Below are 22548 nucleotides of genomic sequence, written 5' to 3' on the forward strand. Positions count from 1 at the left end.
TGACCGTAGGAGGACCATCATGACCGCTTCGACCCCCGCCGTTGCCAAGGCAAGCACCGGCCCGCTCGTGACCACCCAGGGCAGCACCACCATCGCCGATGTCGTGGTGTCCAAGATCGCCGGGCTGGCCGCGCGTGAGGTGCATGGCGTGCACGATCTCGGCGGCAACGCCAGCCGCGCCGTCGGCGCCCTGCGTGACCGCATCCCGGGCGCATCCACCAACTACTCCCAGGGCGTCTCGGTCGAGGTGGGGGAGAAGCAGGCCGCGGTCGATCTCGACATCGTCGCCGAGTACGGAGTCTCGATCTCCGACGTCGCCACCGGTATCCGCCGTAACGTCATTGCCGCACTGGAGCGCATGACGGGCCTGGAGGTCGTCGAGGTCAACATCACCGTCCACGACATCCACGTCCCCGACGAGGATGGAGACGACGCCGAGGACCGCTCGGGCCGGGTTGAGTGACGGATCACCCGAAGAGACGGCAGAGGAGAGAAACGATGACCACAGCAACAGTCGGCCTGCTGGCCGGGATTCTTCTCGGGGTGGCCGCTGCGGCCGGTGGCTTCACAGGCTTCCTCATCGCGCTGGTGCTCGGGGCGATCGGCTACGTGATCGGCGGGCAGCGCGACGGCGAGTTCGACGTGACGACCTGGCTGCAGGGCCGGGGTCGTGGCTGAGACAGGTGCGGCCGTCGTCCAGGAGGCGGCCGTGGTCACCGATCCGGGTGACCGCGGCAGCCTCCAGGTGCGCGACCGCGCAATCGAACACCTCGTGGAGGCTGCCGTGCTGACCACTCCAGGGGTGCGACGCCACGGGCGAGCGTTGAGCAACCTGGTCGGCCACGATCTGCCGCGTGTCGATGCCGTCGTCGCCGGCGATCACGTCCGCGCAGCGGTCCAGGTCGCCGCAGAGTGGGGCCGGCCGCTGGCTGCGCTGTCGGCCGATGCGCGCGGACGGATCACGACCGCGTTGCGCGATCACGCCGGGTTGGCGGTCGACGGGGTCACGGTGCACGTGGCGGCGGTCCTGCCGCCCAGTGCCGAGAGGAAGGTGCGATGACTCCTGCAGTGAACGAACACGCAACGGAGATCGTGGAAACCCCTGCGCCGCAACAGGTGCCGGTACGTGCGGCGCCGGTTCCGGTCGCCGCGGCGGCAGCGAGCAAGGTCGCGGTCGTGGTGGCGATCCTGCTCGCCGCGCTGGGCGTCGTCGCGGTCCGCGACGCCGTTCTGGGATTGGGCTGGGCCTCGGGTTCCCAATGGCTGCCCGTCGCCGCCGACGCCGTCGACGGCTTCGCACCGGCTGACTGGGTGACAGTCGCGGGCGTCGCCGTGGTGCTGGTCGGTCTGCTGCTGGCGGTGCTGGCTCTCAAGCCGCGCCGCCGCACGGCGGTGGCCGTCACCGCGCAGACGCCGATGTATCTGACCGTCGACGGCATCGCCGCGCTCGCGGGCGCCGCGGCGCGCGACGTCGCCGGCGTCGTCGACGCGCGGGCCACGTCGTCTCGGCGTCGCGTCGTCGTACGCTGCCGTGTCACAGGCGATGACAGCGGTGCGCTGCTCGCCGGTGTCACCGATGCGGTGACACGCAGCCTCAGTGCGCTGCAGAGCCCGCCTCGCGTCGTCGTCCGCACCCGAACGAAGGAGATCTGATGACCCGCGCCGCTGTCGCGTTCGACCGCGTGGTGACCCTGCTGACCGGGATCGCCCTGGTGGCTCTCGGCTTGGCCGCCGTCGCCTGGGTACGAGGGGACCTCGGCGCCGGCCGGGCCCTGACGACACCGCTGGCCGGCTGGACGTCGGCGTCCTGGTGGCCCTGGGCGCTCGGTGGGGCCGGGATCGTGGTCATTCTGCTGGCGCTGCGCTGGCTGGCATCTCACCGCTGGCCGCCCAAGGCCGCGCGGGTGAATCTGACCGGTGACGCCACCGCCACCGCGGACGCCACCTCGGTGGCTTCTGCGGCCGCCGACGTACTCGCCGCGGACCCCGCGGTGACGAAGGCATCCGGTAGCGCCACACTGCATCGCGGACGCCCCACCGTCACGCTGACCGCGCGGGTGCCGGCCCGGTCGGGGCTGTCCGCAGCCATCGGCGCGGCCGACGACGCCGCCCGCACCGCGGCCGCGATGCTCGGCGACAGCGTCGCCATCCGCACTGTCTTGCGCGTCGACACCAAGGCTGGAACCGTCGTGCGATGACGGACGACGATCGCAAGGCTGTCCTCGAGCCGGGCGTGACGTGCTGGCGCAACGAACGCGCCGGACGTTTCGCCCGGCTCGTCGACGGTGCGGACTACCTGTACTACGTCAAAGAGGCGATGCTCGGCGCGCGTAAGCGGATCATGATCATCGGTTGGGATCTGGACGCGCGCACGGCTTTCGAGCCCACCGGTTCCACGTTGAGCGGACCTGACACTCTCGGGCTGTTCCTCACCTGGCTGGTGTGGCGCCGGCCCGAGCTGGAGGTCTACCTGCTCAAGTCCAATCTGAACCTGCTGCCTGCACTCGACCAGTTCTGGTTCGGGCTCACGCCGGTCTCGCTGGTCAACCGATTCACGTTGCCTCGCATGCATTTCGCGGTGGACGGTGCCCGGCCCACCGGCGCCGTGCATCACCAGAAGATCGTCGTCGTCGACGACGCCGTCGCGTTCTGCGGCGGCATCGACTTGACGCTCGGCCGCTGGGACCGCCGCGATCACGCCCGTCACGACCGCGGCCGGTCCTCGGCGGGGCGGCCCTACGGTCCCCGCCACGAGGTCGCGACCGTGGTCGACGAGGCCGCGGCGCGCGTGCTGGCTGACCAGGCGCGGCTGCGCTGGCGCGACGCGACCGGCGTCGAACTCGAGCCCGTGACACCGACGGAACCGGCGTGGCCGCGAGGGCTCAACCCTGACGTGCGCGATGTCGACGTCGCCGTTGCCCGTACCTTGCCGTCCTTCGGGCGGCGGGCGGAGGTCCGGGAGGTCGAAGCCCTCAATCTCGCCGCGATCGCCAGCGCTCGCTCGGTGATCTATCTGGAGAACCAATACCTGGCCTCGCGGCGTCTGGCAGACGCGCTCGCAGCCCGGCTGCGCGAACCGGACGGGCCCGAAGTGGTGATCGTTCTACCGCGCAGCTCGGAGAGTCGGCTCGAACAGGAGTCGATGGACAGCGCTCGCGAACGGTTGCTGCGCTTGCTGTGGAAAGCCGACGAGCACAATCGATTCGGCGTGTACTGGCCTGTCACCACCGGTGGTATGCCGGTCTACGTGCACTCGAAGGTGATGGTCATCGACGACCAGCTGTTGAGGATCGGTTCGTCGAATCTGAACAACCGGTCGCTGGGCTTCGACAGTGAGTGTGACGTGGCGATCGAGGCGGGAGGTCGCTCGGACATCGAGCACGAGATCGTGCTCGCCCGTGACGATCTCGTGGCTGAGCACCTGGGGGTTTCGGTCACCGAGTTCCGGCGGGCGTTGCAGCGCCACGGGTCGTTCCTCGCCACGGTCAACGCGTTGCGCGGCACCGGACGGTCCCTGCGCTCGTTCACCCGGTTCATGGTTTCGCGAGAGGCCGGACCGCTGGGCGAGAACGATCTGATGGACCCCGATCACGTGCCGCCCTCTCTGCTCGAGGGTTTCGCCAGCCTGATGACCGGTCTGGTGCTGTGGCCGATCGCGCGTGCCTATCCGAACATCGTGTCTTACATCACGTCGTGGGCGCGTACGGAATCCGAGATCGCAGACGACCAACTCATGAAGGCGCCCACCGGGGGCGCTCGACATGAAAGAGGTTGAGGGACATGGGTTTCATCGACAAGGCCAAGAACGCTGCCGAGGACGCCGTCGGCAAGGCCAAGGAGGTTGTCGGTGACGTCACCGGCAACGACGACCTGAAGGCCGAAGGCAAGAAGGACCAGGGTGTCTCGGGCGCCAAGAAGGTCGGCGAGAACATCAAGGACAAGCTCAGCTAATCGCCGACGGTGAATCGGCGGATGAGTTCGCGTCTGTCGATCTTGCCGATACCGCGCCGCGGCAGCTCGGCGACGACGTGCACCTCGCGGGGTGCCGCCGTTGCCGGCAGGTCCGCTGCGACATGCGAACGCAACTCGGGCAGCGTGATCGTCGCCCCGTCCGTCATCACGACGGCGGCGACGACACGCTGCCCAAGTCTTTCGTCGGGCAGCCCGAACACCGCGCATTCGGACACCGCGGGGTGGCTCGCCACCGCCGCCTCGACGATCGACGGCAACACCGTCAGACCGCCGGTGCTGATCGCGTCGTCGACCCGGCCCAGCACCCGCAGAACCCCGGAATCATCCAGCGCGCCAATGTCATCGGTGCGAAACCAGCCCGGTTCGGCGAACGGATCGGGGGAGATCGGATTGCGGTAGCCCAGCGCCACCGTCGGCCCGCCGAGGGAGATCCGGCCGGATTCGTCGAGGGCCACCTGCACCCCGCTCAGAGGGACGCCGTCGTACACGCAACCGCCCGCGGTCTCACTCATCCCGTAGGTGCGGATCACCGGAACGCCTGCCGCAGCGGCCTTCTCGGCGACGGCGGCAGGCATCGGGCCACCGCCGATGAGCACCGCATCCAGCGATGCCAGCGCATCGGCAGCAGCGGGGTCATCCAATGCCTTGGTCAGCTGGGCCGCCACGAGTGAGGCGTAGCGGCGCCCCGAACCCATCGCGGTGATCGCCCGCGCGAGGTCGACCGGCTGCACCCCGGCGGGAACCGCGACCGGTGTCGTACCGGCGACGGCGCTGCGGACCAGCACCTGGAAGCCGGCCACGTGGTACGCGGGCAGGGCCAGTAGCCAGCGCCCCGGCCCGCCGAGGCGCTCGTGGGTGGCGTGCGCGCTGGCCAGCAGACCCGCCGCGCTCTGCAGTGCCCCCTTCGGGACACCGGTGGTGCCTGACGTCGACAGCACCGCGGCCACCGCGTCGTCGATCTCGTCTCCGGCGCGCAGGGCACGCGCCACCGCCGCGGACTGCGCGGAATCGTCGGCAGACACGGGCAACAGGCTGGCCCGACCGTGCAGCGCGGCATCGACGTCGGGCAGGACATCCAGTGCCGCCGCGCCGGATGACACGGGCAGTAGGCGCAGCGTGGCTATGGCATGTCCTCGGGCGTGTCCTCGCTGTCGCGCGGATCATCGAGCGGCCAGCCTTTGGCGGCGAGCCTCTCGCGCACCCGTTCGACGTCGTCGGGTGAGGGCAGGTCGTCGGTGATCTGGGTGATCAGCACCCCGATGTCGACGGTGTCGATGCCGGACGGGCCGGCGGGACCAGCGTTTGATTCCCTGCCGGCGGTCAGCGCAGCGACGACGGCTTTGACTTCGTCGTCGGTCAGGCGGCGGCGCAGCAGCGCCAGCAGCGGCACCCGATCAGCACCGGGCACCCCCTCGGGATACCCGGCCGCGATCCACGCCACGATCTTGGCCAGGAAATTGGTCACCGTCTCGTCTCCCATGCAGACGTCGGGGCGAGATGCCCTCGGCAGGTCGATAGTAGCCCCGGCACCGGCCCGGAGGGCGTGCCGAGGCGCTGGGGCGCAACGGGTGCCGGCGGGAAGATGAACATCAGATGAACACCTGGCCCGCATTGGAAAAAGTGCCATGTGGCCCCTCCGATCGGGGCCTCTGTCGATTAGTCAAAAACGGTTGTCGGCCAGCAGAATCATCACCATGAGCGGAGAGCTGATCATCCTCGTGTTGTTGATTGCCACGGCGCTGGCATTCGACTTCACGAACGGGTTTCACGACACCGGGAACGCGATGGCGACGTCCATCGCGACCGGTGCTCTCAAGCCCAAGACGGCGGTGATCCTGGCCGGGGTGCTGAACCTCGTCGGCGCGTTCCTGTCCGTCGAGGTGGCGATCACGGTCACGACGTCCGTGCTCAAGATCCAGGACAGCAAGACCGGATCGTTGGTGTCGGGCATCGACGCCTCCACGGGCTTGACGATCATCTTCGCCGGCCTCATCGGCGGCATCCTGTGGAACCTGCTCACGTGGCTCTTCGGCATCCCGTCGAGCTCGTCGCACGCGTTGTTCGGCGGACTCATCGGCGCCGGCCTCGCGGCGCTCGGCACCTCCGGCGTCAACTGGAGCGGCGTGATCAGCAAGGTCGTCATCCCCGCTCTCGCCGCCCCCTTCATCGCCGGCCTCGTCGCCGCCTGCGGCACCTGGATCGTCTACCGCCTCACCCGCAACGTCGTGAAGAAGCGCCGCGAAGAAGGCTTCCGCTGGGGCCAGATCGCGACCGCCTCGCTCGTCGCCCTCGCGCACGGCACCAACGACGCCCAGAAGACGATGGGCGTCATCGCGCTCGCGCTCATCACCACCGGCCACCTCACCGGCAACGTGAAAGAGGACGGCCTGCCGTTCTGGATCATCGCGTCCTGCGCCCTAGCCATCGGGCTGGGTACCTACATCGGTGGCTGGCGCGTGATCCGGACGCTCGGCAAGGGTCTGGTCGAGATCGAATCGCCGCAGGGCCTGGCTGCCGAGGCGTCGTCGGCCGCGATCATCCTGTCCTCCAGCGCGGCGGGCATGGCGCTGTCCACCACCCACGTCGCCACCGGGTCCATCCTGGGCAGCGGCGTCGGAAAGCCGGGCGCGCAGGTGCGCTGGGCGGTCGCCGGCCGGATGGCGACCGCATGGCTGATCACGCTGCCGGCCGCCGGCGTCGTCGGTGCGCTGTCCTTCTGGCTCTCGCACATCGTCGAGCAGACCACCGGTAACGCGCTCGCCGGTGACGGCCTGATCTTCGTGATCCTGGTGGCCCTCTCCGGCTACATGTACTGGCGGGCCCAGCAGCAGAAGGTCAACCACCACAACGTCAACGCCGACTGGGACGAGACCACCAACTCGGTGGTCCCCGCCGACGCGCGCGACCTCACCGCCCCCGACACGGCCACAGACAAGCCCGCGGCCTCGGTCTAGCCGGCGCGCAGAGAGCTAAGGAACAGTCATGTCCTACCTGGAAGCAATCCTCAAGGTGCTCGCCGTGGGCCTGGTGCTCGGCGCCGGCCTGCCCGCGCTATTCGCCGTCGGGCTGGTGGCCTACTCCCGCGGCGCCGGTGGCGCGGAGGCCGACGGCACGGTCGACGCCCCCAATCCCGCGCTGAAGGCGGTCGGCGTGCTGCTGTTCGCCTTCGTCGCCGTTGTGATCGTGATCGGCATCCTCTACATCACCAAGGGCACCATCAACCACCACTTCGGGTTCAACCCCGTCCCCTTCCTTCCCGGAAAGTGAGCTGATCGCGATGGCCGAGCACACCTTCAACAGCATCCTGACCTGGCTGCACGACGGATACCCGCAAGGTGTGCCGCAGAAGGACTACTTCCCGTTGCTGGCGCTGCTCTCCCGCACGCTCACCGAGGAGGAGGTCGTGCAAGCGGCCCAGACCGTGCTCAAGGGCTCCAATTCCGACGAGGTCACCGAGCAGGAGATCCGCGCGGCCATCCATGTGGTGACCGACAAGGAGCCCAACCCGGAGGAGATGCACCAGGTCGCATCGCGTCTGGCGTCGGTCGGCTGGCCGTTGGCGGCGCCGGCGCGCTAGCCGCGGGTGTCGCGACGCAGCGGGTGATCGTCGGGGACCTCGACGAAGATCAGCGTGACCCCGTCCGGGTCGCTGACATGCATCTCGTGCAGCCCCCACGGCTCGCGGCGCGCTTCTCGATCGATCGTGATTCCTTTCTGGCGCAACGCATCCTGGGTCGCGGCGAGGTCACGCACCTGCAGCCACAGTGCCCCGGGGAACGGCGGCGTCCCGTCGGCGGATGCTCCGTGGCCGGCGATCTCGATCAGCGACTGGCCGGCGTAGAACACCGTGCCGCCGGAATACTCGCGGGCGATCGCCAACTCGAGGCCGTCGCGGTAGAACGCCATCGAGCGGTCGTAGTCCGCGGGCCGCAGCAACACCCGGCTGGCCAGGATCTCCATGGCCCGTGTCTATCACGTCACCCGACGGGGCGATCCAAGGCCCGCCAATAGGGTTCGCGCACAGCCCGTTTCAGGATCTTTCCGCTCGGGTTGCGCGGCAGCACGTCGACGAAGTCGACGCTCTTGGGCACCTTGAAACCGCCGAGGCGCCCGCGTGCGAAGTCGATCAGGGCCTGCCCGGTCGGCCGCGTTCCTGCCGTCGGCACCACGACGGCTTTCACCGCTTCGCCCCAGCGCTCGTCGGGCACTCCGATCACGGCGACGTCAGCCACGTCGGGATGGGTCATCAACACGTTCTCCACCTCGGCGGGGAACACGTTCTCGCCGCCGGTGACGATCATGTCCTTGATGCGGTCGTGCAGATACAGGCGGCCCGCATCGTCGAGATAGCCGGCGTCACCGGTGCGCAGCCAACCGTCCGCGGTCAGCGTCGAGGCGGTGGCGGCCGGGTTCTGCCAGTAGCCCAGCATGTTCTGCGCCGACCGGGTCCACACCTCGCCGACGCTGCCGGGCGGCACGTCGAGTCCGTCGGAATCCACTTCTGGGTCGACGATGCGCAGCTGCACCCACGGATACGGCATGCCGCAGGACCGCATCGTCGCCGGGGTCAGGTCCGATGCCGCCAGCTGGGTGATCGACCCGGCGGTCTCGGTCATCCCGTACACCTGGGCGAAAACGGGACCGAAGCGGTCCACGCCGCGTCGCAGCATGTCGTCGCTGATCGGGGACGCGCCGAACACGACGATCCGCAGGCTCGACACGTCGGCCGTCGCGATGTGCGGGGTGTCGAGCAGCATCCGCACCACCGCCGGCACCACCAGCATGTTGGTGACGCGATGGGTGTCGATCGCGTCGAGGATCGCCACCGGGTCGACGTCGCGCAGCACCACGGTGAGCGCGCCGTGCCACAGGCAGGCGAACGCCCACCCGGAGCCCGCCATGTGGAACAGCGGCATCACGGCCATGCCGACCGCGCCGGGGCCCAGCTGCCACGGGCCTTCCACGCCGCTGGTCTTGCAGACGTAGTTGGCGTTGGTCAGCATCGCGCCCTTCGGCAGCCCCGTCGTTCCCGAGGTGTACATCAGCATCACCAGGTCGTCGGGTCCGGTGACGACGCCGGGATCCGTGGCGGGGTGGTGTCGTACCCAGTCGTCGTAGCCCGGCCACCGCGGGTGCGTGCCGATCGCGACGATGCGGGCGTTCAGGGGAGTCTCGATGGTCTCGACGTGGCCGAAGAAATCGGCGCCGACCACGACGACGGATGCGCCGCAGTCGGTCAGGATGTGCGCCATCTCCGCGGGTGCGAGCCGCCAGTTGAGCGGCACACCCACCGCCCCGAGTTTTGCCAGCCCGAACATCACCTCGAAGAACTCGGCGCCGTTGCGGTCGATGAAGGCCACCCGGTCGCCGGTGCGCACGCCGGCGGAGGCGAAGGCCTGGGCCACGCTGTTGGAGCGGGCGTCGAGTTCGCCGTAGGTGACGGTGCGGTCGCCGACGATCAACGCGGGAGCCTCGGGGCGCTGCCGGCCGTGCCCGCGGACGACGTCGGCGAGCCCTTCGAACGTCACTGCCGTGGCTGCATGCGCTGACGCTTCATGATCGTGTCGACCGCGGCGGGCGCGATGCTGTTGATCGCGTGCGCGGTGACGGCGATGCGTGGGGCGATGCTGACCGGCCGATGCCGGGCGGCGGTGATGATCCAGCCCGCGGCCTCGCTCGCCGACAGCCCGGGCAGCCCGTCGTAGGCGCGCGTCGGGGCGATCATCGGCGTCTTGACCAGCGGGTAGTAGAGCGTGGTGCAGTGCACGCCCCGGTCGCCCCACTCGGTTTCGATGATCCTGCTGATCGACGACAGCGCGGCCTTGGACGCGTTGTACGCGCCGAACAGCGGCGGCGATTCGGTCTTCACACCCCAGGTGGAGACATTGATGATGTGCCCGTCGCCGCGCTCGAGCATGCCGGGCGCCAGCCCGCGGATCAGCCGCAGCGGACCGTAGTAGTTGAGCGTCATCGTCCGTTCGACGTCGTGCCAGCGGTCCAGCGATTCGGTCAGCGGTCGGCGGATCGAGCGCCCGGCGTTGTTGACCAGGATGTCGACGCCGCCGAACTCAGCGGTGACGGTGTCGACCAGCGCGTCGATGGCGTCGAGGTCGGACAGGTCGCAGGCATGGGCCCGCGCCGTTCCGCCTGCCTCGGTGATGCGCTCGACCAGTGCGTCGAGCAGTTCCTGTCGGCGGGCGACGACGATCACGGTGGCGCCGCGACGGGCCAGCTTCTCGGCTGCGGCCTCCCCGATGCCCGACGAGGCGCCGGTGAGCAGGATCCGTTTGCCGGCCAGGTCGACGGTCTCCCGGTCGGGCCGGTACTGCAGCAGCGTCGGGATCAGCGGCGGCCGCATGCTGGTCAAGACGACCTGCTCGGCCAGCCGCCGCAGCGGATTGCGCGCCATCGGGCGTCCTCTCGTGATTTCGGCGTGTTTGTCGTCGCTCAGCGACGAGAAGCACGCCGAAATCGCTCTAGAAGTAGCGGGGGAAGGGGGTCCAGTCGGGGTCGCGCTTCTCCAGGAACGCGTCGCGTCCCTCGACGGCCTCGTCGGTCATGTACGCCAGCCGCGTCGCCTCGCCGGCGAAGAGCTGCTGGCCCACCAAACCGTCCTCGGGGAGATTGAAGGCGTACTTCAGCATCCGGATTGCCTGCGGCGACTTCCCGTTGATCTCCGAAGCCCACTGCAGCGCAACGGTTTCCAGGTCGGCGTGGGCCACCACCTCGTTGACTGCGCCCATCGCGTGCATTTGCTCGGCGGTGTAGGGCCGGCCCAGGAAGAAGATCTCGCGGGCGAACTTCTGCCCGACCTGGCTGGCCAGGTACGCCGAACCGTACCCGCCGTCGAACGAGCCGACGTCGGCGTCGGTCTGCTTGAACCGGGCGTGCTCGCGGGAGGCCAGCGTCAGGTCGCAGACCACGTGCAGCGAATGCCCGCCACCGGCGGCCCAGCCGTTGACCAGACAGATCACCGGCTTCGGCATGAACCGGATCAGGCGCTGCACCTCGAGGATGTGCAGTCGGCCGGCGCGGGCCGGGTCGACGGTCTCGGCGGTCTCGCCTGCGGCGTACTGATAGCCGGAGCGGCCGCGGATGCGCTGGTCACCGCCCGAACAGAACGCCCAGCCGCCGTCCTTGGGGGACGGGCCGTTTCCGGTCAGCAGCACCACGCCGACGTCGGAGCTCATCCGGGCGTGATCGAGGGCCCGGTACAGCTCGTCGACGGTGTGCGGCCGAAAAGCGTTGCGTACCTCGGGCCGGTCGAAGGCGACGCGGACGGTCGGCTGGCTGACGTGCCGGTGGTAGGTGATGTCGGTCAGGTCCTCGAAGCCGGTGACCGGCTGCCACAGACTGGCGTCGAACGGGTTGCTCACGGCTCTAGACGGTATCGAACCGGAACACCGAGCAGCGCCCGGCCAAGGCCTCGAACTCGTCGGGGTGGGGTCCGGTGACCAGTCCGGCGTTGCGCATGAAGCTCACCCCGGTGGGCACCAGCACCGGGAACTGCCGCAGCAGCGGACGGGCCTCCTCGGCGGTCAGCTCCACCATCCGGACGCGTTCACGGACCTTGCCCTGTGTGAGCTCGGCGTCGGGGTTGGCTTGCGCGTTGCGCACCCAGTCGGCGCCGGGGAATCCGCCGACGACGTAGCGCCGGCCGTCGACCTCGAACGGAGTGATCGGTGTCGACCGCGGCTGTCCGGACTTGCGGCCCGTCACCGTCAGCACCATCGGCCCGTCTTTGATGATCCCGATCCGCGTCGCGGCCATCAGGACCTTGTTCATCGGCTTCAGCCACCACGGCGGCCGGGGATTCGCCATGAAAACCGAGGTTACAGCGGGATGCCGTGCGCCCACAGGGCCGCGACCAGCCCGTCGCGCCGGTCCCGGGTGGGCAGCGGGTCGACGAGCGCGAACCGGCAGCCCAGCGCGCGGGCGCCGCCGTCGGCTTCGTCGCTGTCGCCGACCATCAGGGCGCGCTCAGCGGGGACCCCGAGCTCCTCCAACGCCGCGGTGAAGATCGCCGGATCCGGTTTGGTCGAACCCACTTCGAACGACAGGACGAAGACGTCGACGTCGTCGGCCACGCCGGTTCTCTCGAAAGCGGGCCGGATGTCGAAGGCGATGTTGGACACCACCGCGGTCTTGATGCCTCGTTGTTTCAGCCCGGCCAGCACGGTCGCGGTGTCCGGGTAGGGCGTCCACCAGATCGGGTCGATCACCTTGGCGTACAGGGCTTCCGCGTGGTGGCGGGCCAACCCCGATTCGCGGAGCACATGCAGGTAGGCCTCGCGATGCAAGTGCGGGGCGAGGTCACGGTTCACCCATGCATGGAGCGCCTCGGGCGTCATCGACACCGTCTGCCCCGTCGGCACGGTCAGCCGGTGCACCAGCTCGGCCTGGACATGCGCGTCCACGACCTTGTCGTCCTCGAGGGTCATGCCCTCGAACCAGCTGTCGTCCTCCTCGAGACGGAACAGGGTGCCCGAGAAGTCGAAGAGCACGGCGTCCACGTCGGTCAGGGAATCGGCCACACGACCATCGTGCCAGGTGTGAAAAGGAGAGTTTGCGGCTAACTATCCGGTATGCGAACCACGGAGACGTCCTGGGAACAGATCGTCGTGGTGGTGCCCGCCCACAACGAAGCCGAAAGTCTGCCCGAGTGCCTCACGGCACTGACCACCGCCGCGCTGTGTGTATCTGTTCCGGTGCGGATCGTCGTCGTTCTCGATGCCTGCGACGACGGCAGCGAGCACGTGGCCGGCAGGTTCGGCCCCGATGTCCACGTGGTGGCGGTCGATGCGGGGAACGTGGGTGCTGCGCGCGCTGCCGGTTTCGAGTACGCGCGGACACTGTGCGACGACGGGGAGACGACCTGGTACGCCACGACGGACGCCGACAGCGTGGTCAGCCCGGACTGGCTGGTCCGGATGACGGCCCCCGGCGCCGACATGGTGCTCGGAGTGGTCCGAATTCCGTTGCTGCGCAGCCTTTCCGATGCTGCCACCCTCAGCTTCCAGCAGGAATACGATGCCGACGGGCCAGGGCATTCCCATGTGCACGGCGCCAACATGGGGTTCCGGGCGTCCGCGTACTGGCAGGTCGGCGGGTTCCGCGCTCTCGCGACGGCGGAGGATGCCGATCTGATGGACCGCTTCCTGTCGGCGCGGCTCCTCATCCACCGCGACCGGCATCTGTCGGTGGCGACGTCGGACCGCGTCGACGGCCGCGCGCCGGACGGCTTCGCGGCGGATCTCAAGGGCCTGTCCGAAAAAGAAGCCTCGTGAGCGTGGGCCTGGTCAAGCGCTGGTTGGCCGCGGGTGAGCTCGATCTGCCGCTGCCCGGTCGGGGCCAGACCCGGCGGCGGTGGCGCCGGTTGGCCGCGATGGCCGAGGAAGACGTGACGGCCGGGCGGCTGGCCGAGGCGCATGTCGACGCGGTCGCGATCCTCACCGAACTCCGCGGCCCCCACCCCGAGCCGGGTCAGTGGTGGGGAGTGTGGGCGGCGGAGCCGCCCGATGCGGTGGTCTCGGCGACCGTCGACGGTGACCGGGTCCGGCTCGATGGCGTGAAGGCGTGGTGTTCGGGTGCAGGGCTCTGCTCGCACGCGCTGGTGACCGCACGGTTGGCCGATGGCGGTCGGGGGCTGTTCGCCGTCGACCTGGGTGCACCCGGGGTCCATCCGCTGCCGAGCACCTGGCAGGCGGCAGGAATGGCCGAATCGGACACCCGCTCAGTGCGTTTCGAGAACGTCCCCGCCGTCGCTGTCGGTCGGCCGGGGGAGTACCTGAGCCGGCCGGGCTTCTGGCACGGCGGCACGGGGGTGGCGGCCTGCTGGCTCGGCGGAGCGCGCGCTGTGGCCCAACCGCTCTACCGCCGCGCGGCGGACCCACACGCACTGGCGCATCTGGGCGCGGTCGACGCCGCTCTGGCCGCCGCGGAGGCGACGTTGGATGTCACCGCCGACGCCGTCGACGCCGATCCTGAGGCGCCGGCCGAGCTATGGGCCCGGCGCGCGCGAGCCGTCGCCGAGACCGCGGTCGAGGAGGCCATCGGTCGTACCGCCCGGGCGCTCGGACCCGCGCCGCTGCGCCTGGACGTCGAGCATGCGCGACGGGTCGCCGATCTGACCGTCTACGTGCGGCAGAGCCACGCTGAACGCGACCTGGAACGGTTGGGGCAACTGGCCGGGGCCCCGGCATGACCGCGGCTCAGGTCGGAAACGGAACCAGGTTCTCCGCGCGACCAGTCCCCGACGGGGGCACCCCCACCCGCGTCTGGGTCGACGCGGACATGGCGCTGCCAGAACTGGATCTCGCCCGGTGTCCGGAACTCGTGGTGATCGGGGCACATCCCGACGACGAGACCCTCGGCTTCGGCGCGACGGCGACGTTGGTGGCGGGGGCCGGCGTGCGCACGCAGATCGTCTCAGCCACCGACGGTGGGGCGGCCTATCCGGAACTGTCTGTCCTGCAGCGATATCAGCTCGAGCGAACGCGCCGGGACGAACTTCGCAGGGCCGCAACGGTACTGGGTATGTATGCGCCGGTGAGCCTCGGACTGCCTGACGGGCGGGTCGCGGAGCACGAGCAGCGGCTCACCGATCTGCTGATCGAGATCCTCGACGAGAAGCCGGTGGGCACGTGGTGTGCCGCCCCGTGGCGCGGGGACGGCCACCCGGATCACGAGGCAGTCGGCAGGGCCGCGGCCGCCGCGGTCGAGCAGACCGGTGCGGTGCTCGTGGAGTATCCGGTGTGGATGTGGCACTGGTCCTTTCCGGGTGACGAGGCGGTGCCATGGCAGCGGGCGCGGATGACGCGACTCACCGCGGCGGCACTGGAAACCAAGCGGCAGGCCGCTCGCTGTTTCGAAAGTCAGTACACCGCCCCTACTCCCGGCGGAGAGCCGGTGCTGCCGCCGGAGGTGCTGCACCGGCTGCTGACGGTCGGTGAAGTGGCGTTCTGTTGAGCGCTCGACTGCCCGACGACTTCTTCGACCGCATGTACGCCGAGGCCGAGGATCCGTGGTCGCTGGCCACGCGGTGGTACGAAGAGCGCAAGTACGCGATCACGATGGCGATGCTGCCGTACCGGCGTTACCGGCACGCCTTCGAACCGGGCTGCTCGGTCGGCGTGCTCACCGAGCGGCTTCTGCAGCGCTGCGACAGGGTCACCGCGATCGATGTGAGCGTCAGGGCGTTGGACGCCGCGCATCGGCGTCTGAGCGCGGCACGGCTGGCCGAGCGCGTCGATCTGCAGCACGGATCGATCGACTCACCCTGGCCGAGTGGGTCTTTCGACCTCGTGGTGCTGTCGGAGGTGTGCTACTACCTGCAGCCGCAGACGTTGCGGACGGTGCTGGAGCGTGAGATACCGCGGCTGCCACGCCCCGCCACGGTCGTCGCCGCCCACTGGCGACATGCCGTGGCCGACTATCCGATGACCGGGGATGAGGTCAACGACATCATCACGCAGACCACGGGTCTGCACCGCCTGGGCGGCTACCGCGACGACGACGTCGTCATCGACGTGTTCGACACGGCCAGCCCGGACTCGGTCGCCACCCGCACCAACATCCCGGGCGCCTAGCTTCGGCGAGCGCGCGGGTTTGCACGCAACACGCCGCGAGGTTCTGGCATTTCGCGCGCGCTCGCCAACGATGAGCGCGCGCTCGCCCTACCCGACGGCTCGCCCCGCGCCTTCCCAGAACTGCGCCCGCACCGCCTTCTTGTCCGGCTTGCCCAGCGCCGTCACCGGCACGGAGTCGACCACCACCACCTGCTTGGGCGTGTGCACCGAACCCTTGCGTTCCTTCACCGCGGTCTGGATCTCGGCGATCATGGTCGCCACCGCACCCTCGTCGGACGCCGCGTCGGGCCGCAGCACCACCACCGCCGTCACGGCTTCGCCCCACTTCTCGTCGGGCGTGCCGATCACACACACCTGCGCCACCGAAGGATGTTCTGCCACAACATCTTCCACTTCACGCGGGAACACGTTGAAGCCGCCGGTGACGATCATGTCCTTCGTGCGGTCGACGATGTAGTAGAAGCCGTCCTCGTCCTCGCGGGCGAGATCTCCGGTGTGCATCCAGCCATCGCGGAACGTATCGGCCGTCGCGTCCGGCAGCTTCCAGTAACCGCCGGACAGCAGCGGTCCGGACACGCAGATCTCGCCGACGTCACCCTGCGGCACCGGCTGCCCGTCGTCGCCGAGCAGGGCCACCCGCGCGAACAACGTGGGCCGTCCGCACGAGGTGAGCCGCTTCTCGTCGTGGTCCTTCTTCGACAGGTACGTGATCACCATCGGCGCCTCGGACTGCCCGTAGTACTGCGCGAAGATCGGCCCGAAGCGGCGGATCGCCTCCGCCAGCCGCACCGGATTCATCGCCGACGCACCGTAATACACCGTCTCCAGCGACGACAGGTCCCGGGTGTGCGAGTCCGGGTGATCCATCAGCGCGTAGATCATCGACGGCACCAGCATCGTCGCGGTGATCTTCTGCTCTTCGATGACGCGCAGCACCTCGGCCGGGTCGAACTTCGTCAGCACGATCAACTCGCCGCCCTTGACGACGACGGGGGTGAAGAACGCGGCGCCGGCGTGGGAGAGCGGCGTGCACATCAGGAAGCGTGGGTTCTCCGGCCATTCCCATTCGGCCAGCTGCACGGTCGTCATCGTGGTGATCGACTGCGTCGTGCCCATGACGCCCTTGGGCTTGCCGGTCGTGCCGCCGGTGTAGGTCAGCCCGCCGATGTGGTCGGGCGGCAGGTCCGCGGCCACCAGCGGCACGGGCGGATACTTTGCGGCCTCGGCGCTCAGGTCGACCGCGACGTCGGCCAGCTCGGACGGCACGGGTCCGATCGTCAGGATCTGCTTGAGGGAGGGCACTTTGTCGAGCAGCCCGAGTGCGCGTTCGACGAACATCGGGTTGGGGTCGATGATCAGTGACGTCACCTCGGCGTCGGACAGCACGTAGGCGTGATCGTCGAGTGAGCCCAGAGGGTGTAGTGCCGTGCGCCGGTAGCCCTGCGTCTGGCCGGCCCCGATGATCATCAGGACCTCGGGGCGATTGAGGGACAGCAGCCCGACCGCGGCACCCGTCCCCGCGCCCAGCGCCTCGAAGGCCTGGATGTACTGGCTGATCCGATCGGCCAGCTCACCGCCGGTGAGAGTGGTGTCCCCGAGGAACAGCACGGGCCGGTCGCGGTGCCGTTTGAGGGCGCCGACGGTCAGGTGGCCGGAGTGCAGGGGATGGCGCAGCAGATCGGTCATGACCTACAGACTAGAACGTGTTCCAGTTCGAACCAAGCCTCGGTGACTGCGGTACTCGCGCCGCCGGCAGGTGGTCCCCGCAGGATCGCGTAGTGAACTACGCGCGATTGTGCGACGGCGCGACGAAACACTCCTCAAGCGAAGGCCGGCACCGTGTCGGCCCACACTGAGGGGACCACTTCGATGACCACACGAATGGCAGTAACACTGGCACTGGCGAGCGCGTTCGGGTCGCTGGCGTTGGCGCCGGCGGCTCATGCCGACCCGCTGGACGCGATCATCAACACTGTCAACAAGGATCGTCCGGCGCGCTGCCCGGCGCTGAAGTACGACAGGGGCCTCCTGGAAGGTGCCGCCCAGACCTACGCACGTTCGGAGAACCCGGTCGACGGGCAGCCGGCCGGCTACAACGGGCGGACGCTGGCATTCCTGGGTTCCGGCGATCCGCAGGCGGCGGCGACGACGAGCGCGTACTCGCGCGGCGCGGGCGGGGTGATCACCAACTGTGACTTCACCGACTTCGGCGTGGGCTTCATCCGTCACGAGGACCGGGAGGTCGACGTGGTGACGATCGTGCTGGGCGCGCCCAACAAGCCCGTGGAGGCACCCCCGAAGGTGGAGGCGCCCGCGCCGGTGGTCGTCCCTGAACCGCCGAAGCCGGAACCGGTGGCGCCCACCGACGCAGTGCGGTTCTCGTTCGACCGCGGCCTCGCCACCTGGACGGTCAACGTGACCAACTCGTCTGCGCTCGCGGGCACCTGCACCTACGTCGCGTCGAACCCGAGGCTGCCCGGGGTCGACAAGACGTTCTCGATCGGTCCCAACGGCAGCACCAGCTTCTCGGTGCTGGCGCCGCCGCCGCTGTCCACCTACCACGTCGTCCTGTCCTGCAAGGGCGACTTCAACGGCAAGAACGTCGAATTCGGCCACGTCGAGCAGGACGTCTAGCGTCGACCCGCCCGCCGGCGCCGCAGGCGAACCAGCCTTCGGCGCCGGCAGGCCCCGGATCCGCGCAAACGACGGCCCCGACGCCGGCCGGCGTGGCACGCTTCTGGCCATGGCTGATCTGCCCGAACCCCGCTTCCTCGACGAACGTGTCGCCCACTGGGCTGCCACGCAACCCGACGCGGAGGCGATGGACTATCTCGACCGGAACTGGACCTGGGCGCAGTGGGACGACCGCATCCGCCGCCTCGCGGGCGCGCTCGCCGAGCGCGGCGTGGCCCGCGGCGACGTCGTCGCGTTCCTCGACAAGAACCATCCCGCCTGTATCGAGCTGACCATCGCCGCCGCGTCCCTGGGGGCGGCCACCGCGATCATCAACTTCCGGCTGGCCGCCGACGAACTCGACTACGTGCTCAACGACTCCGATGCCAAGGTGCTCATCGCCGGCAAGGAGTTCATGGAGTCGATCGACAAGATCCGCGACAAACTCACCCACGTCGAGCACGTCATCGCGGTGACGCCCGAGGGCGACGACGAGTACGAGAAGGTCCTCGAGGCGTCGACGCCGGTGCAGCGCTCCGACGACGTCGAACCCGGCGACGTCGCGATCATCATGTATTCCTCCGGCACCACCGGCCGGCCCAAAGGTGTCGAACTCACCCAGGCCAACATCATCGCCCACACCGTCAACGCCCACGAGGGGTTCGAGTTCGACGAGGGCGACAAGAACATGGTGTCGATGCCGCTGTTCCACGTCGGCGGCTCGTCCTACGCCCAGTTCGCGATTCACGATGGATTCCCGAGCGTGATGACCCGTGACGTCGACGGCGCGGCACTGGCCGGCGCCATCTTCAAGGGTGCCAACCGCACGTTCCTGGTCCCGGCGGTGCTGGCCAAGGTGCTCGACTCCGGCGAAGATGCCGTGAAACTCTTCGCCTCGCTCAAGACCTACGGGTACGGCGCGTCGCCGATGCCGCTGCCGTTGCTGCGGCGGGCGCTGGAAGCCTGGCCCGAAACGGATTTCATCCAGGCATACGGCCTCACCGAACTGTGCGGGGTGATCAGCCACCTGCTGCCCGAGGCTCATCGGGACCCCGGCAAGGAGGAAAGGCTCTCCAGCGCAGGGACTCTGGTGCCCAACGCCGAGGTGCGCGTGGTCGATCCCGACACACTCGACGAGGTCCCCGCCGGTGAGCAGGGCGAGTTGTGGTTCCGCTCACCGCAATTGATGAAGGGCTATCACAACAAGCCCGAGGCCACCGCCGAGGCGATCACCGAAGACGGCTGGTTCCGCACCGGCGACATCGGCCGCGTCGACGACGGCGGCTTCATCTTCGTCGAGGACCGCCTCAAGGACATGATCATCTCCGGTGGCGAGAACATCTATTCGATCGAGGTGGAACGCGTGCTCGCCGAGCACGAAGCCGTCATCGAGGTCGCCGTGATCGGCGTGCCCGACGAGAAATGGGGCGAGGTCGTCAAGGCCGTCGTCGTGGTCGAACAGGAAGTGTCCGAGAAGGATCTGATCGCGTTCGCCCGCGAGCGCCTCGCCGCATACAAGTGCCCCAAGACCATCGACATCACCGACGAGCTACCTCGCAACCCCACGGGCAAGGTCCTGAAAAAGGAACTGCGCAAACCTCATTGGGACGGCAGGGACCGCGCAACGGTCTAGCTCGCTAGATGGAGACGACGACTTCGTTGCGCCGCCGGAACGGCAGCGTCCACGGGGGATCGTAGAACCAGGCGGTGGTATCGCCTTTCGCCTCGATGCCGTTGTCCCGCAGCGTCGTTCGAAGCTCCTCGCTGCGGGCGGCGACGGCGGCCGCGCTGCGGTCGCCGGTGAACGACAACACGGCGACCGTCTGCGGCGGCACGGTGACCAGCCGGACGTTCTCGTCGTCGGGCTGCGGCAGGGTCTCAAGAGACCACTTCGACGGCATGAAGAAGCGGACCGTCCACCCGTCGTCGGCGTTCCCGGCCTGAGAGACCGGCGCGGTCATCGCGATCTCTTCTTTGGATTGGCTCACCGGCGCGGTCATTGCGATCTCGGTGTCGCGATGGTTGCCGCCGAAGATGTATCCGGCCAGCCGCCGGAAGCCGGTGTTGAGCGCCTTCTGCTTCTCACCGGTCACCGTCGTCTCGGCGGCGATCCGCGAGCCGTACTGTCGGATCTCCACCCGATCGGTCAGCGGCCGCCTGATGTAGTGGGGCTCCTCGACGGTCCGCACGCCGACGATGGACAGCGCGGACTCGCCCAGCTGGCTGGCGAACTTCAGAATCGGATTCACGGCACCTTCCTTCGGAGGAAACTCACTCGAGTATTCGCCACCGCCCCGCGGGCAGATGGGTCCGAAGGTCTCCTAAGGTCAGGGCGATGGACCTCGCCGACCTCCTCGACCGCGTCCACGTCGTCGCCCTGCCGATGCGCGTGCGGTTCCGCGGCATCACGACCCGCGAGGTGGCTCTGATCGAGGGGCCGCAGGGCTGGGGCGAGTTCGGCGCGTTCGTCGAGTACGGCCCCGCCGAGGCCGCGCACTGGCTGGCCGCGGGGCTGGAGGCTGCCTATCAGCCGCTGCCGCCCACGCAGCGTGACCGCATCCCGATCAACGCGACGGTGCCTGCGGTGCCCGCCGCGCAGGTTCCTGAGGTGCTGGCCCGCTTCCCGGGGGCCCGCACCGCCAAGGTGAAGGTCGCCGAGCCCGGACAGTCGCTGGCCGACGACGTCGCCCGCGTCAACGCGGTCCGCGCGCTCGTGCCCACCGTGCGGATCGACGCGAACGGCGGCTGGGGCGTCGAGGACGCCGTCGCCGCCGCGGCGGCACTGACGGCCGATGGGCCGCTGGAGTATCTCGAGCAGCCGTGCGCGACGGTCCCCGAATTGGCCGAGGTGCGCCGCCGCGTCGACGTGCCGGTGGCCGCCGACGAGAGCATCCGTAAGGCCGAGGATCCGCTGCACGTGGTGCGCTCGCAGGCCGCCGACGTCGCGGTGCTCAAGGTGGCGCCGCTGGGTGGGGTGCAGGCCATGCTGGCGATCGCCGCACAGATCGACATCCCGATCGTGGTGTCCAGCGCCCTGGACTCGGCGGTGGGTATCGGCGCGGGCTTGGTCGCCGCCGGGTGCCTGCCCGAGCTGCAGCACGCGTGCGGTCTGGGCACCGGCAGCCTGTTCGTCGAGGACGTCGCCGAGCCGAGCCCGCCGGTCGACGGGTTCCTGCCGGCAGCCGGAGTGATCCCGGATCCGGCGCGGGTGAGCGCGTTGGCAGCGGACGCCCAGCGTCGGCAGTGGTGGATCGAGCGCATCCGGGAGTGCTGGCCGCTCGTGTCCTGATCTGTGGGATGCATGGCCTGGACGCCATGATGCCCGTCCCCGAGACTGAGGATCATGGCGCGGCAGGTCCTGATCCTCGGCTTCGAGGGTGTGCAGGCACTCGACATGGTGGGCCCGTTCGACGTGTTCACGGGGGCCTCGCTGTACGCCGGCAGCGTCGGCGCCGACGGATACGACGTCCGCGTCGTCTCCGTGCGCGGCGAACCGGTCAGCACCGGGACCGGCCTGACGCTCGTCGCCGAATCGCTCCCCGATCCCAACGGATCCGTCGACACTGTCGTGCTGCCCGGCGGGTGCGGCACAGAGGCTGCCCGCAAGGACGCCGACCTCGTCGACTGGATCGTCGCTGTCGCGCCGCACGCCCGCCGCGTCGTCAGCGTGTGCAGCGGCGCGGTGCTGGCCGCGCAGGCGGGCCTGCTGGACGGGTGCGTGGCCACCACGCACTGGGCGTTCGCGCCGCAGCTGGCATCGGAGTTCCCGGCCATCACCGTCGACCCGGATCCGATTTTCGTCCGCAGCTCGGAGCGGGTGTGGACGGCTGCGGGCGTCACCGCGGGCATCGACCTCGCGTTGTCACTGGTGGAGGACGATCTCGGCACCGACGCAGCGCAGACGGTCGCCCGCCACCTCGTGATGTACCTGCGGCGGCCGGGTGGTCAGACGCAGTTCGCGGCACCGGTGTGGATGCCGCGCGCCCGCCGCACCCCGATCCGCGACGTGCAGGAGGCCATCGAGGCCGCACCTGGTGACGCGCACAGCATCGCCGAGCTGGCGCGTCGTGCGGCGATGAGCCCGCGGCACTTCACCCGGGTGTTCACCGACGAGGTCGGTGAGGCGCCCGGCGCCTACGTGGAGCGGGTCCGCGTCGAGGCGGCCCGCCGTCAGCTGGAGGAGACCGACGACCCCGTCGCCGTGATCGCCGCGCGGTGTGGGTTCGGGACCGCCGAGACGTTGCGCCGCAACTTCGTCCGCCGCCTCGGTGTGTCCCCAGACCGCTATCGAAAAACGTTCGCCTGAAAGGAGATC

Annotated in this window: 28 protein-coding genes; 18 read left to right on the forward strand and 10 right to left on the reverse strand. The window is 69.3% G+C overall.

The genetic code is table 11. The features are described from left to right. Positions 1-19: 19 nt before the first annotated feature. Genes DMB80_RS18500 through DMB80_RS18530 form a run of 7 tightly spaced genes read left to right on the forward strand, consistent with a single transcriptional unit; the run spans position 20 to position 3951 of the window. Complete coding sequence (locus tag DMB80_RS18500) at positions 20-463, forward strand: Asp23/Gls24 family envelope stress response protein (protein WP_111511196.1); 444 nt, start codon at positions 20-22, stop codon at positions 461-463. 35 nt (positions 464-498) lie between these two features. Continuing rightward, positions 499-678 carry a hypothetical protein gene (locus DMB80_RS18505; RefSeq protein ID WP_046363188.1) on the forward strand — a complete coding sequence of 60 codons (180 nt, stop codon included), beginning with the start codon at positions 499-501 and terminating at the stop codon, positions 676-678. Then, complete coding sequence (locus DMB80_RS18510; protein WP_111511197.1) at positions 671-1060, forward strand: Asp23/Gls24 family envelope stress response protein; 390 nt, start codon at positions 671-673, stop codon at positions 1058-1060. Before DMB80_RS18505 ends, DMB80_RS18510 begins: the two co-directional genes overlap by 8 nt. Then, a complete protein-coding gene (locus tag DMB80_RS18515) occupies positions 1057-1653 on the forward strand; it encodes a DUF6286 domain-containing protein (protein WP_162938607.1) in 597 nt (198 codons plus the stop codon). The genes DMB80_RS18510 and DMB80_RS18515 overlap by 4 nt, the downstream gene beginning before the upstream one ends. After that, the gene (locus DMB80_RS18520; protein WP_111511199.1) at positions 1653-2198 is read left to right on the forward strand and encodes an Asp23/Gls24 family envelope stress response protein; all 546 of its coding nucleotides are present in this window, start codon (positions 1653-1655) and stop codon (positions 2196-2198) included. Before DMB80_RS18515 ends, DMB80_RS18520 begins: the two co-directional genes overlap by 1 nt. Continuing rightward, positions 2195-3775 carry a phospholipase D-like domain-containing protein gene (locus DMB80_RS18525; RefSeq protein ID WP_111511200.1) on the forward strand — a complete coding sequence of 527 codons (1581 nt, stop codon included), beginning with the start codon at positions 2195-2197 and terminating at the stop codon, positions 3773-3775. The genes DMB80_RS18520 and DMB80_RS18525 overlap by 4 nt, the downstream gene beginning before the upstream one ends. A gap of 5 nt (positions 3776-3780) precedes the next feature. Further along, positions 3781-3951, forward strand: coding sequence for a CsbD family protein (locus DMB80_RS18530; RefSeq protein WP_046363039.1), 171 nt, complete (start codon positions 3781-3783; stop codon positions 3949-3951). Here the strand turns inward: DMB80_RS18530 and menE are convergent. Continuing rightward, a complete protein-coding gene (menE, locus tag DMB80_RS18535) occupies positions 3948-5072 on the reverse strand; it encodes an o-succinylbenzoate--CoA ligase (protein ID WP_420812201.1) in 1125 nt (374 codons plus the stop codon). The genes DMB80_RS18530 and menE overlap by 4 nt on opposite strands. Before the next feature lie 20 nt (positions 5073-5092). Then, positions 5093-5437: a DUF3349 domain-containing protein gene (locus DMB80_RS18540; RefSeq protein ID WP_111511236.1), complete on the reverse strand. Its 345-nt coding sequence runs from the start codon at positions 5435-5437 to the stop codon at positions 5093-5095. Between the two features lie 229 nt (positions 5438-5666). On the opposite strand from DMB80_RS18540, the gene DMB80_RS18545 reads away from it, so the two are divergent. The 3 genes from DMB80_RS18545 to DMB80_RS18555 are packed head-to-tail and all read left to right on the forward strand — an operon-like array spanning position 5667 to position 7549. Then, positions 5667-6926, forward strand: coding sequence for an inorganic phosphate transporter (locus DMB80_RS18545; RefSeq protein ID WP_111511202.1), 1260 nt, complete (start codon positions 5667-5669; stop codon positions 6924-6926). Between the two features lie 28 nt (positions 6927-6954). Further along, a complete protein-coding gene (locus DMB80_RS18550; protein WP_046363036.1) occupies positions 6955-7239 on the forward strand; it encodes a hypothetical protein in 285 nt (94 codons plus the stop codon). Between the two features lie 10 nt (positions 7240-7249). After that, the gene (locus DMB80_RS18555; RefSeq protein WP_111511203.1) at positions 7250-7549 is read left to right on the forward strand and encodes a DUF3349 domain-containing protein; all 300 of its coding nucleotides are present in this window, start codon (positions 7250-7252) and stop codon (positions 7547-7549) included. Here the strand turns inward: DMB80_RS18555 and DMB80_RS18560 are convergent. The 6 genes from DMB80_RS18560 to DMB80_RS18585 form a co-directional block, all read right to left on the reverse strand. Beyond that, positions 7546-7932, reverse strand: a complete 387-nt coding sequence (locus DMB80_RS18560; protein WP_111511204.1) for a VOC family protein — start codon at positions 7930-7932, stop codon at positions 7546-7548. The genes DMB80_RS18555 and DMB80_RS18560 overlap by 4 nt on opposite strands. Positions 7933-7949: 17 nt before the next feature. Further along, positions 7950-9500, reverse strand: coding sequence for a long-chain-fatty-acid--CoA ligase (locus DMB80_RS18565; protein WP_111511205.1), 1551 nt, complete (start codon positions 9498-9500; stop codon positions 7950-7952). Next, positions 9497-10381 (reverse strand): SDR family oxidoreductase, encoded by an 885-nt coding sequence (locus DMB80_RS18570; RefSeq protein WP_111511206.1) that lies wholly within the window; start codon positions 10379-10381, stop codon positions 9497-9499. Before DMB80_RS18570 ends, DMB80_RS18565 begins: the two co-directional genes overlap by 4 nt. Before the next feature lie 67 nt (positions 10382-10448). Further along, the gene (locus DMB80_RS18575; protein ID WP_111511207.1) at positions 10449-11348 is read right to left on the reverse strand and encodes a 1,4-dihydroxy-2-naphthoyl-CoA synthase; all 900 of its coding nucleotides are present in this window, start codon (positions 11346-11348) and stop codon (positions 10449-10451) included. A 4-nt stretch (positions 11349-11352) separates the two neighbouring features. Further along, positions 11353-11793: a nitroreductase family deazaflavin-dependent oxidoreductase gene (locus DMB80_RS18580; protein ID WP_111511208.1), complete on the reverse strand. Its 441-nt coding sequence runs from the start codon at positions 11791-11793 to the stop codon at positions 11353-11355. Positions 11794-11804: 11 nt separating this feature from the next. Continuing rightward, positions 11805-12494: an HAD family hydrolase gene (locus DMB80_RS18585; protein ID WP_111511237.1), complete on the reverse strand. Its 690-nt coding sequence runs from the start codon at positions 12492-12494 to the stop codon at positions 11805-11807. Positions 12495-12557: 63 nt separating this feature from the next. Between DMB80_RS18585 and DMB80_RS18590 the strand changes: the two genes are divergently transcribed. The 4 genes from DMB80_RS18590 to DMB80_RS18605 are packed head-to-tail and all read left to right on the forward strand — an operon-like array spanning position 12558 to position 15560. Then, positions 12558-13259, forward strand: a complete 702-nt coding sequence (locus DMB80_RS18590; RefSeq protein ID WP_111511209.1) for a glycosyltransferase family 2 protein — start codon at positions 12558-12560, stop codon at positions 13257-13259. Next, on the forward strand, positions 13256-14176 hold the full coding sequence (locus DMB80_RS18595; RefSeq protein WP_111511210.1) for an acyl-CoA dehydrogenase family protein: 921 nt from the start codon (positions 13256-13258) through the stop codon (positions 14174-14176). Before DMB80_RS18590 ends, DMB80_RS18595 begins: the two co-directional genes overlap by 4 nt. Then, a complete protein-coding gene (locus tag DMB80_RS18600; protein ID WP_111511211.1) occupies positions 14173-14940 on the forward strand; it encodes a PIG-L deacetylase family protein in 768 nt (255 codons plus the stop codon). Before DMB80_RS18595 ends, DMB80_RS18600 begins: the two co-directional genes overlap by 4 nt. Beyond that, on the forward strand, positions 14937-15560 hold the full coding sequence (locus tag DMB80_RS18605) for a class I SAM-dependent methyltransferase (protein WP_240431262.1): 624 nt from the start codon (positions 14937-14939) through the stop codon (positions 15558-15560). The genes DMB80_RS18600 and DMB80_RS18605 overlap by 4 nt, the downstream gene beginning before the upstream one ends. 87 nt (positions 15561-15647) lie before the next feature. Here DMB80_RS18605 and fadD8 read toward each other — a convergent pair whose 3' ends face one another. Continuing rightward, on the reverse strand, positions 15648-17246 hold the full coding sequence (fadD8, locus tag DMB80_RS18610; RefSeq protein ID WP_111511212.1) for a fatty-acid--CoA ligase FadD8: 1599 nt from the start codon (positions 17244-17246) through the stop codon (positions 15648-15650). A gap of 183 nt (positions 17247-17429) precedes the next feature. Between fadD8 and DMB80_RS18615 the strand changes: the two genes are divergently transcribed. Together DMB80_RS18615 and DMB80_RS18620 are read left to right on the forward strand one after the other, a co-directional pair. Continuing rightward, a complete protein-coding gene (locus DMB80_RS18615) occupies positions 17430-18194 on the forward strand; it encodes a CAP domain-containing protein (RefSeq protein ID WP_162938608.1) in 765 nt (254 codons plus the stop codon). A gap of 109 nt (positions 18195-18303) precedes the next feature. Next, positions 18304-19866, forward strand: a complete 1563-nt coding sequence (locus DMB80_RS18620; RefSeq protein ID WP_111511214.1) for a long-chain-fatty-acid--CoA ligase — start codon at positions 18304-18306, stop codon at positions 19864-19866. Between the two features lie 4 nt (positions 19867-19870). On the opposite strand, the gene DMB80_RS18625 is transcribed toward DMB80_RS18620, so the two are convergent. Next, on the reverse strand, positions 19871-20482 hold the full coding sequence (locus DMB80_RS18625; RefSeq protein WP_111511215.1) for an SOUL family heme-binding protein: 612 nt from the start codon (positions 20480-20482) through the stop codon (positions 19871-19873). 86 nt (positions 20483-20568) lie between these two features. On the opposite strand from DMB80_RS18625, the gene DMB80_RS18630 reads away from it, so the two are divergent. Then, complete coding sequence (locus tag DMB80_RS18630) at positions 20569-21522, forward strand: o-succinylbenzoate synthase (RefSeq protein ID WP_111511216.1); 954 nt, start codon at positions 20569-20571, stop codon at positions 21520-21522. Between the two features lie 54 nt (positions 21523-21576). After that, positions 21577-22539 carry a GlxA family transcriptional regulator gene (locus DMB80_RS18635; protein WP_111511217.1) on the forward strand — a complete coding sequence of 321 codons (963 nt, stop codon included), beginning with the start codon at positions 21577-21579 and terminating at the stop codon, positions 22537-22539. Positions 22540-22548 lie beyond the last annotated feature (9 nt).

This window comes from Mycobacterium kyogaense, assembly GCF_003254575.1.
GTDB classification, from domain to species: Bacteria; Actinomycetota; Actinomycetes; order Mycobacteriales; family Mycobacteriaceae; genus Mycobacterium; species Mycobacterium kyogaense.

Bases quoted from the DNA above. Each gene is read 5' to 3' on its own strand.
- DMB80_RS18500 (WP_111511196.1), top strand. From the start codon at position 20: ATGACCGCTTCGACCCCCGCCGTTGCCAAGGCAAGCACCGGCCCGCTC.
- DMB80_RS18505 (WP_046363188.1), top strand. From the start codon at position 499: ATGACCACAGCAACAGTCGGCCTGCTGGCCGGGATTCTTCTCGGGGTG.
- DMB80_RS18515 (WP_162938607.1), top strand. From the start codon at position 1,057: ATGACTCCTGCAGTGAACGAACACGCAACGGAGATCGTGGAAACCCCT.
- DMB80_RS18520 (WP_111511199.1), top strand. From the start codon at position 1,653: ATGACCCGCGCCGCTGTCGCGTTCGACCGCGTGGTGACCCTGCTGACC.
- DMB80_RS18525 (WP_111511200.1), top strand. From the start codon at position 2,195: ATGACGGACGACGATCGCAAGGCTGTCCTCGAGCCGGGCGTGACGTGC.
- DMB80_RS18530 (WP_046363039.1), top strand. From the start codon at position 3,781: ATGGGTTTCATCGACAAGGCCAAGAACGCTGCCGAGGACGCCGTCGGC.
- DMB80_RS18545 (WP_111511202.1), top strand. From the start codon at position 5,667: ATGAGCGGAGAGCTGATCATCCTCGTGTTGTTGATTGCCACGGCGCTG.
- DMB80_RS18550 (WP_046363036.1), top strand. From the start codon at position 6,955: ATGTCCTACCTGGAAGCAATCCTCAAGGTGCTCGCCGTGGGCCTGGTG.
- DMB80_RS18555 (WP_111511203.1), top strand. From the start codon at position 7,250: ATGGCCGAGCACACCTTCAACAGCATCCTGACCTGGCTGCACGACGGA.
- DMB80_RS18560 (WP_111511204.1), bottom strand. From the start codon at position 7,932: ATGGAGATCCTGGCCAGCCGGGTGTTGCTGCGGCCCGCGGACTACGAC.
- DMB80_RS18570 (WP_111511206.1), bottom strand. From the start codon at position 10,381: ATGGCGCGCAATCCGCTGCGGCGGCTGGCCGAGCAGGTCGTCTTGACC.
- DMB80_RS18580 (WP_111511208.1), bottom strand. From the start codon at position 11,793: ATGGCGAATCCCCGGCCGCCGTGGTGGCTGAAGCCGATGAACAAGGTC.
- DMB80_RS18590 (WP_111511209.1), top strand. From the start codon at position 12,558: ATGCGAACCACGGAGACGTCCTGGGAACAGATCGTCGTGGTGGTGCCC.
- DMB80_RS18600 (WP_111511211.1), top strand. From the start codon at position 14,173: ATGACCGCGGCTCAGGTCGGAAACGGAACCAGGTTCTCCGCGCGACCA.
- fadD8 (WP_111511212.1), bottom strand. From the start codon at position 17,246: ATGACCGATCTGCTGCGCCATCCCCTGCACTCCGGCCACCTGACCGTC.
- DMB80_RS18615 (WP_162938608.1), top strand. From the start codon at position 17,430: ATGACCACACGAATGGCAGTAACACTGGCACTGGCGAGCGCGTTCGGG.
- DMB80_RS18620 (WP_111511214.1), top strand. From the start codon at position 18,304: ATGGCTGATCTGCCCGAACCCCGCTTCCTCGACGAACGTGTCGCCCAC.
- DMB80_RS18630 (WP_111511216.1), top strand. From the start codon at position 20,569: ATGGACCTCGCCGACCTCCTCGACCGCGTCCACGTCGTCGCCCTGCCG.
- DMB80_RS18635 (WP_111511217.1), top strand. From the start codon at position 21,577: ATGGCGCGGCAGGTCCTGATCCTCGGCTTCGAGGGTGTGCAGGCACTC.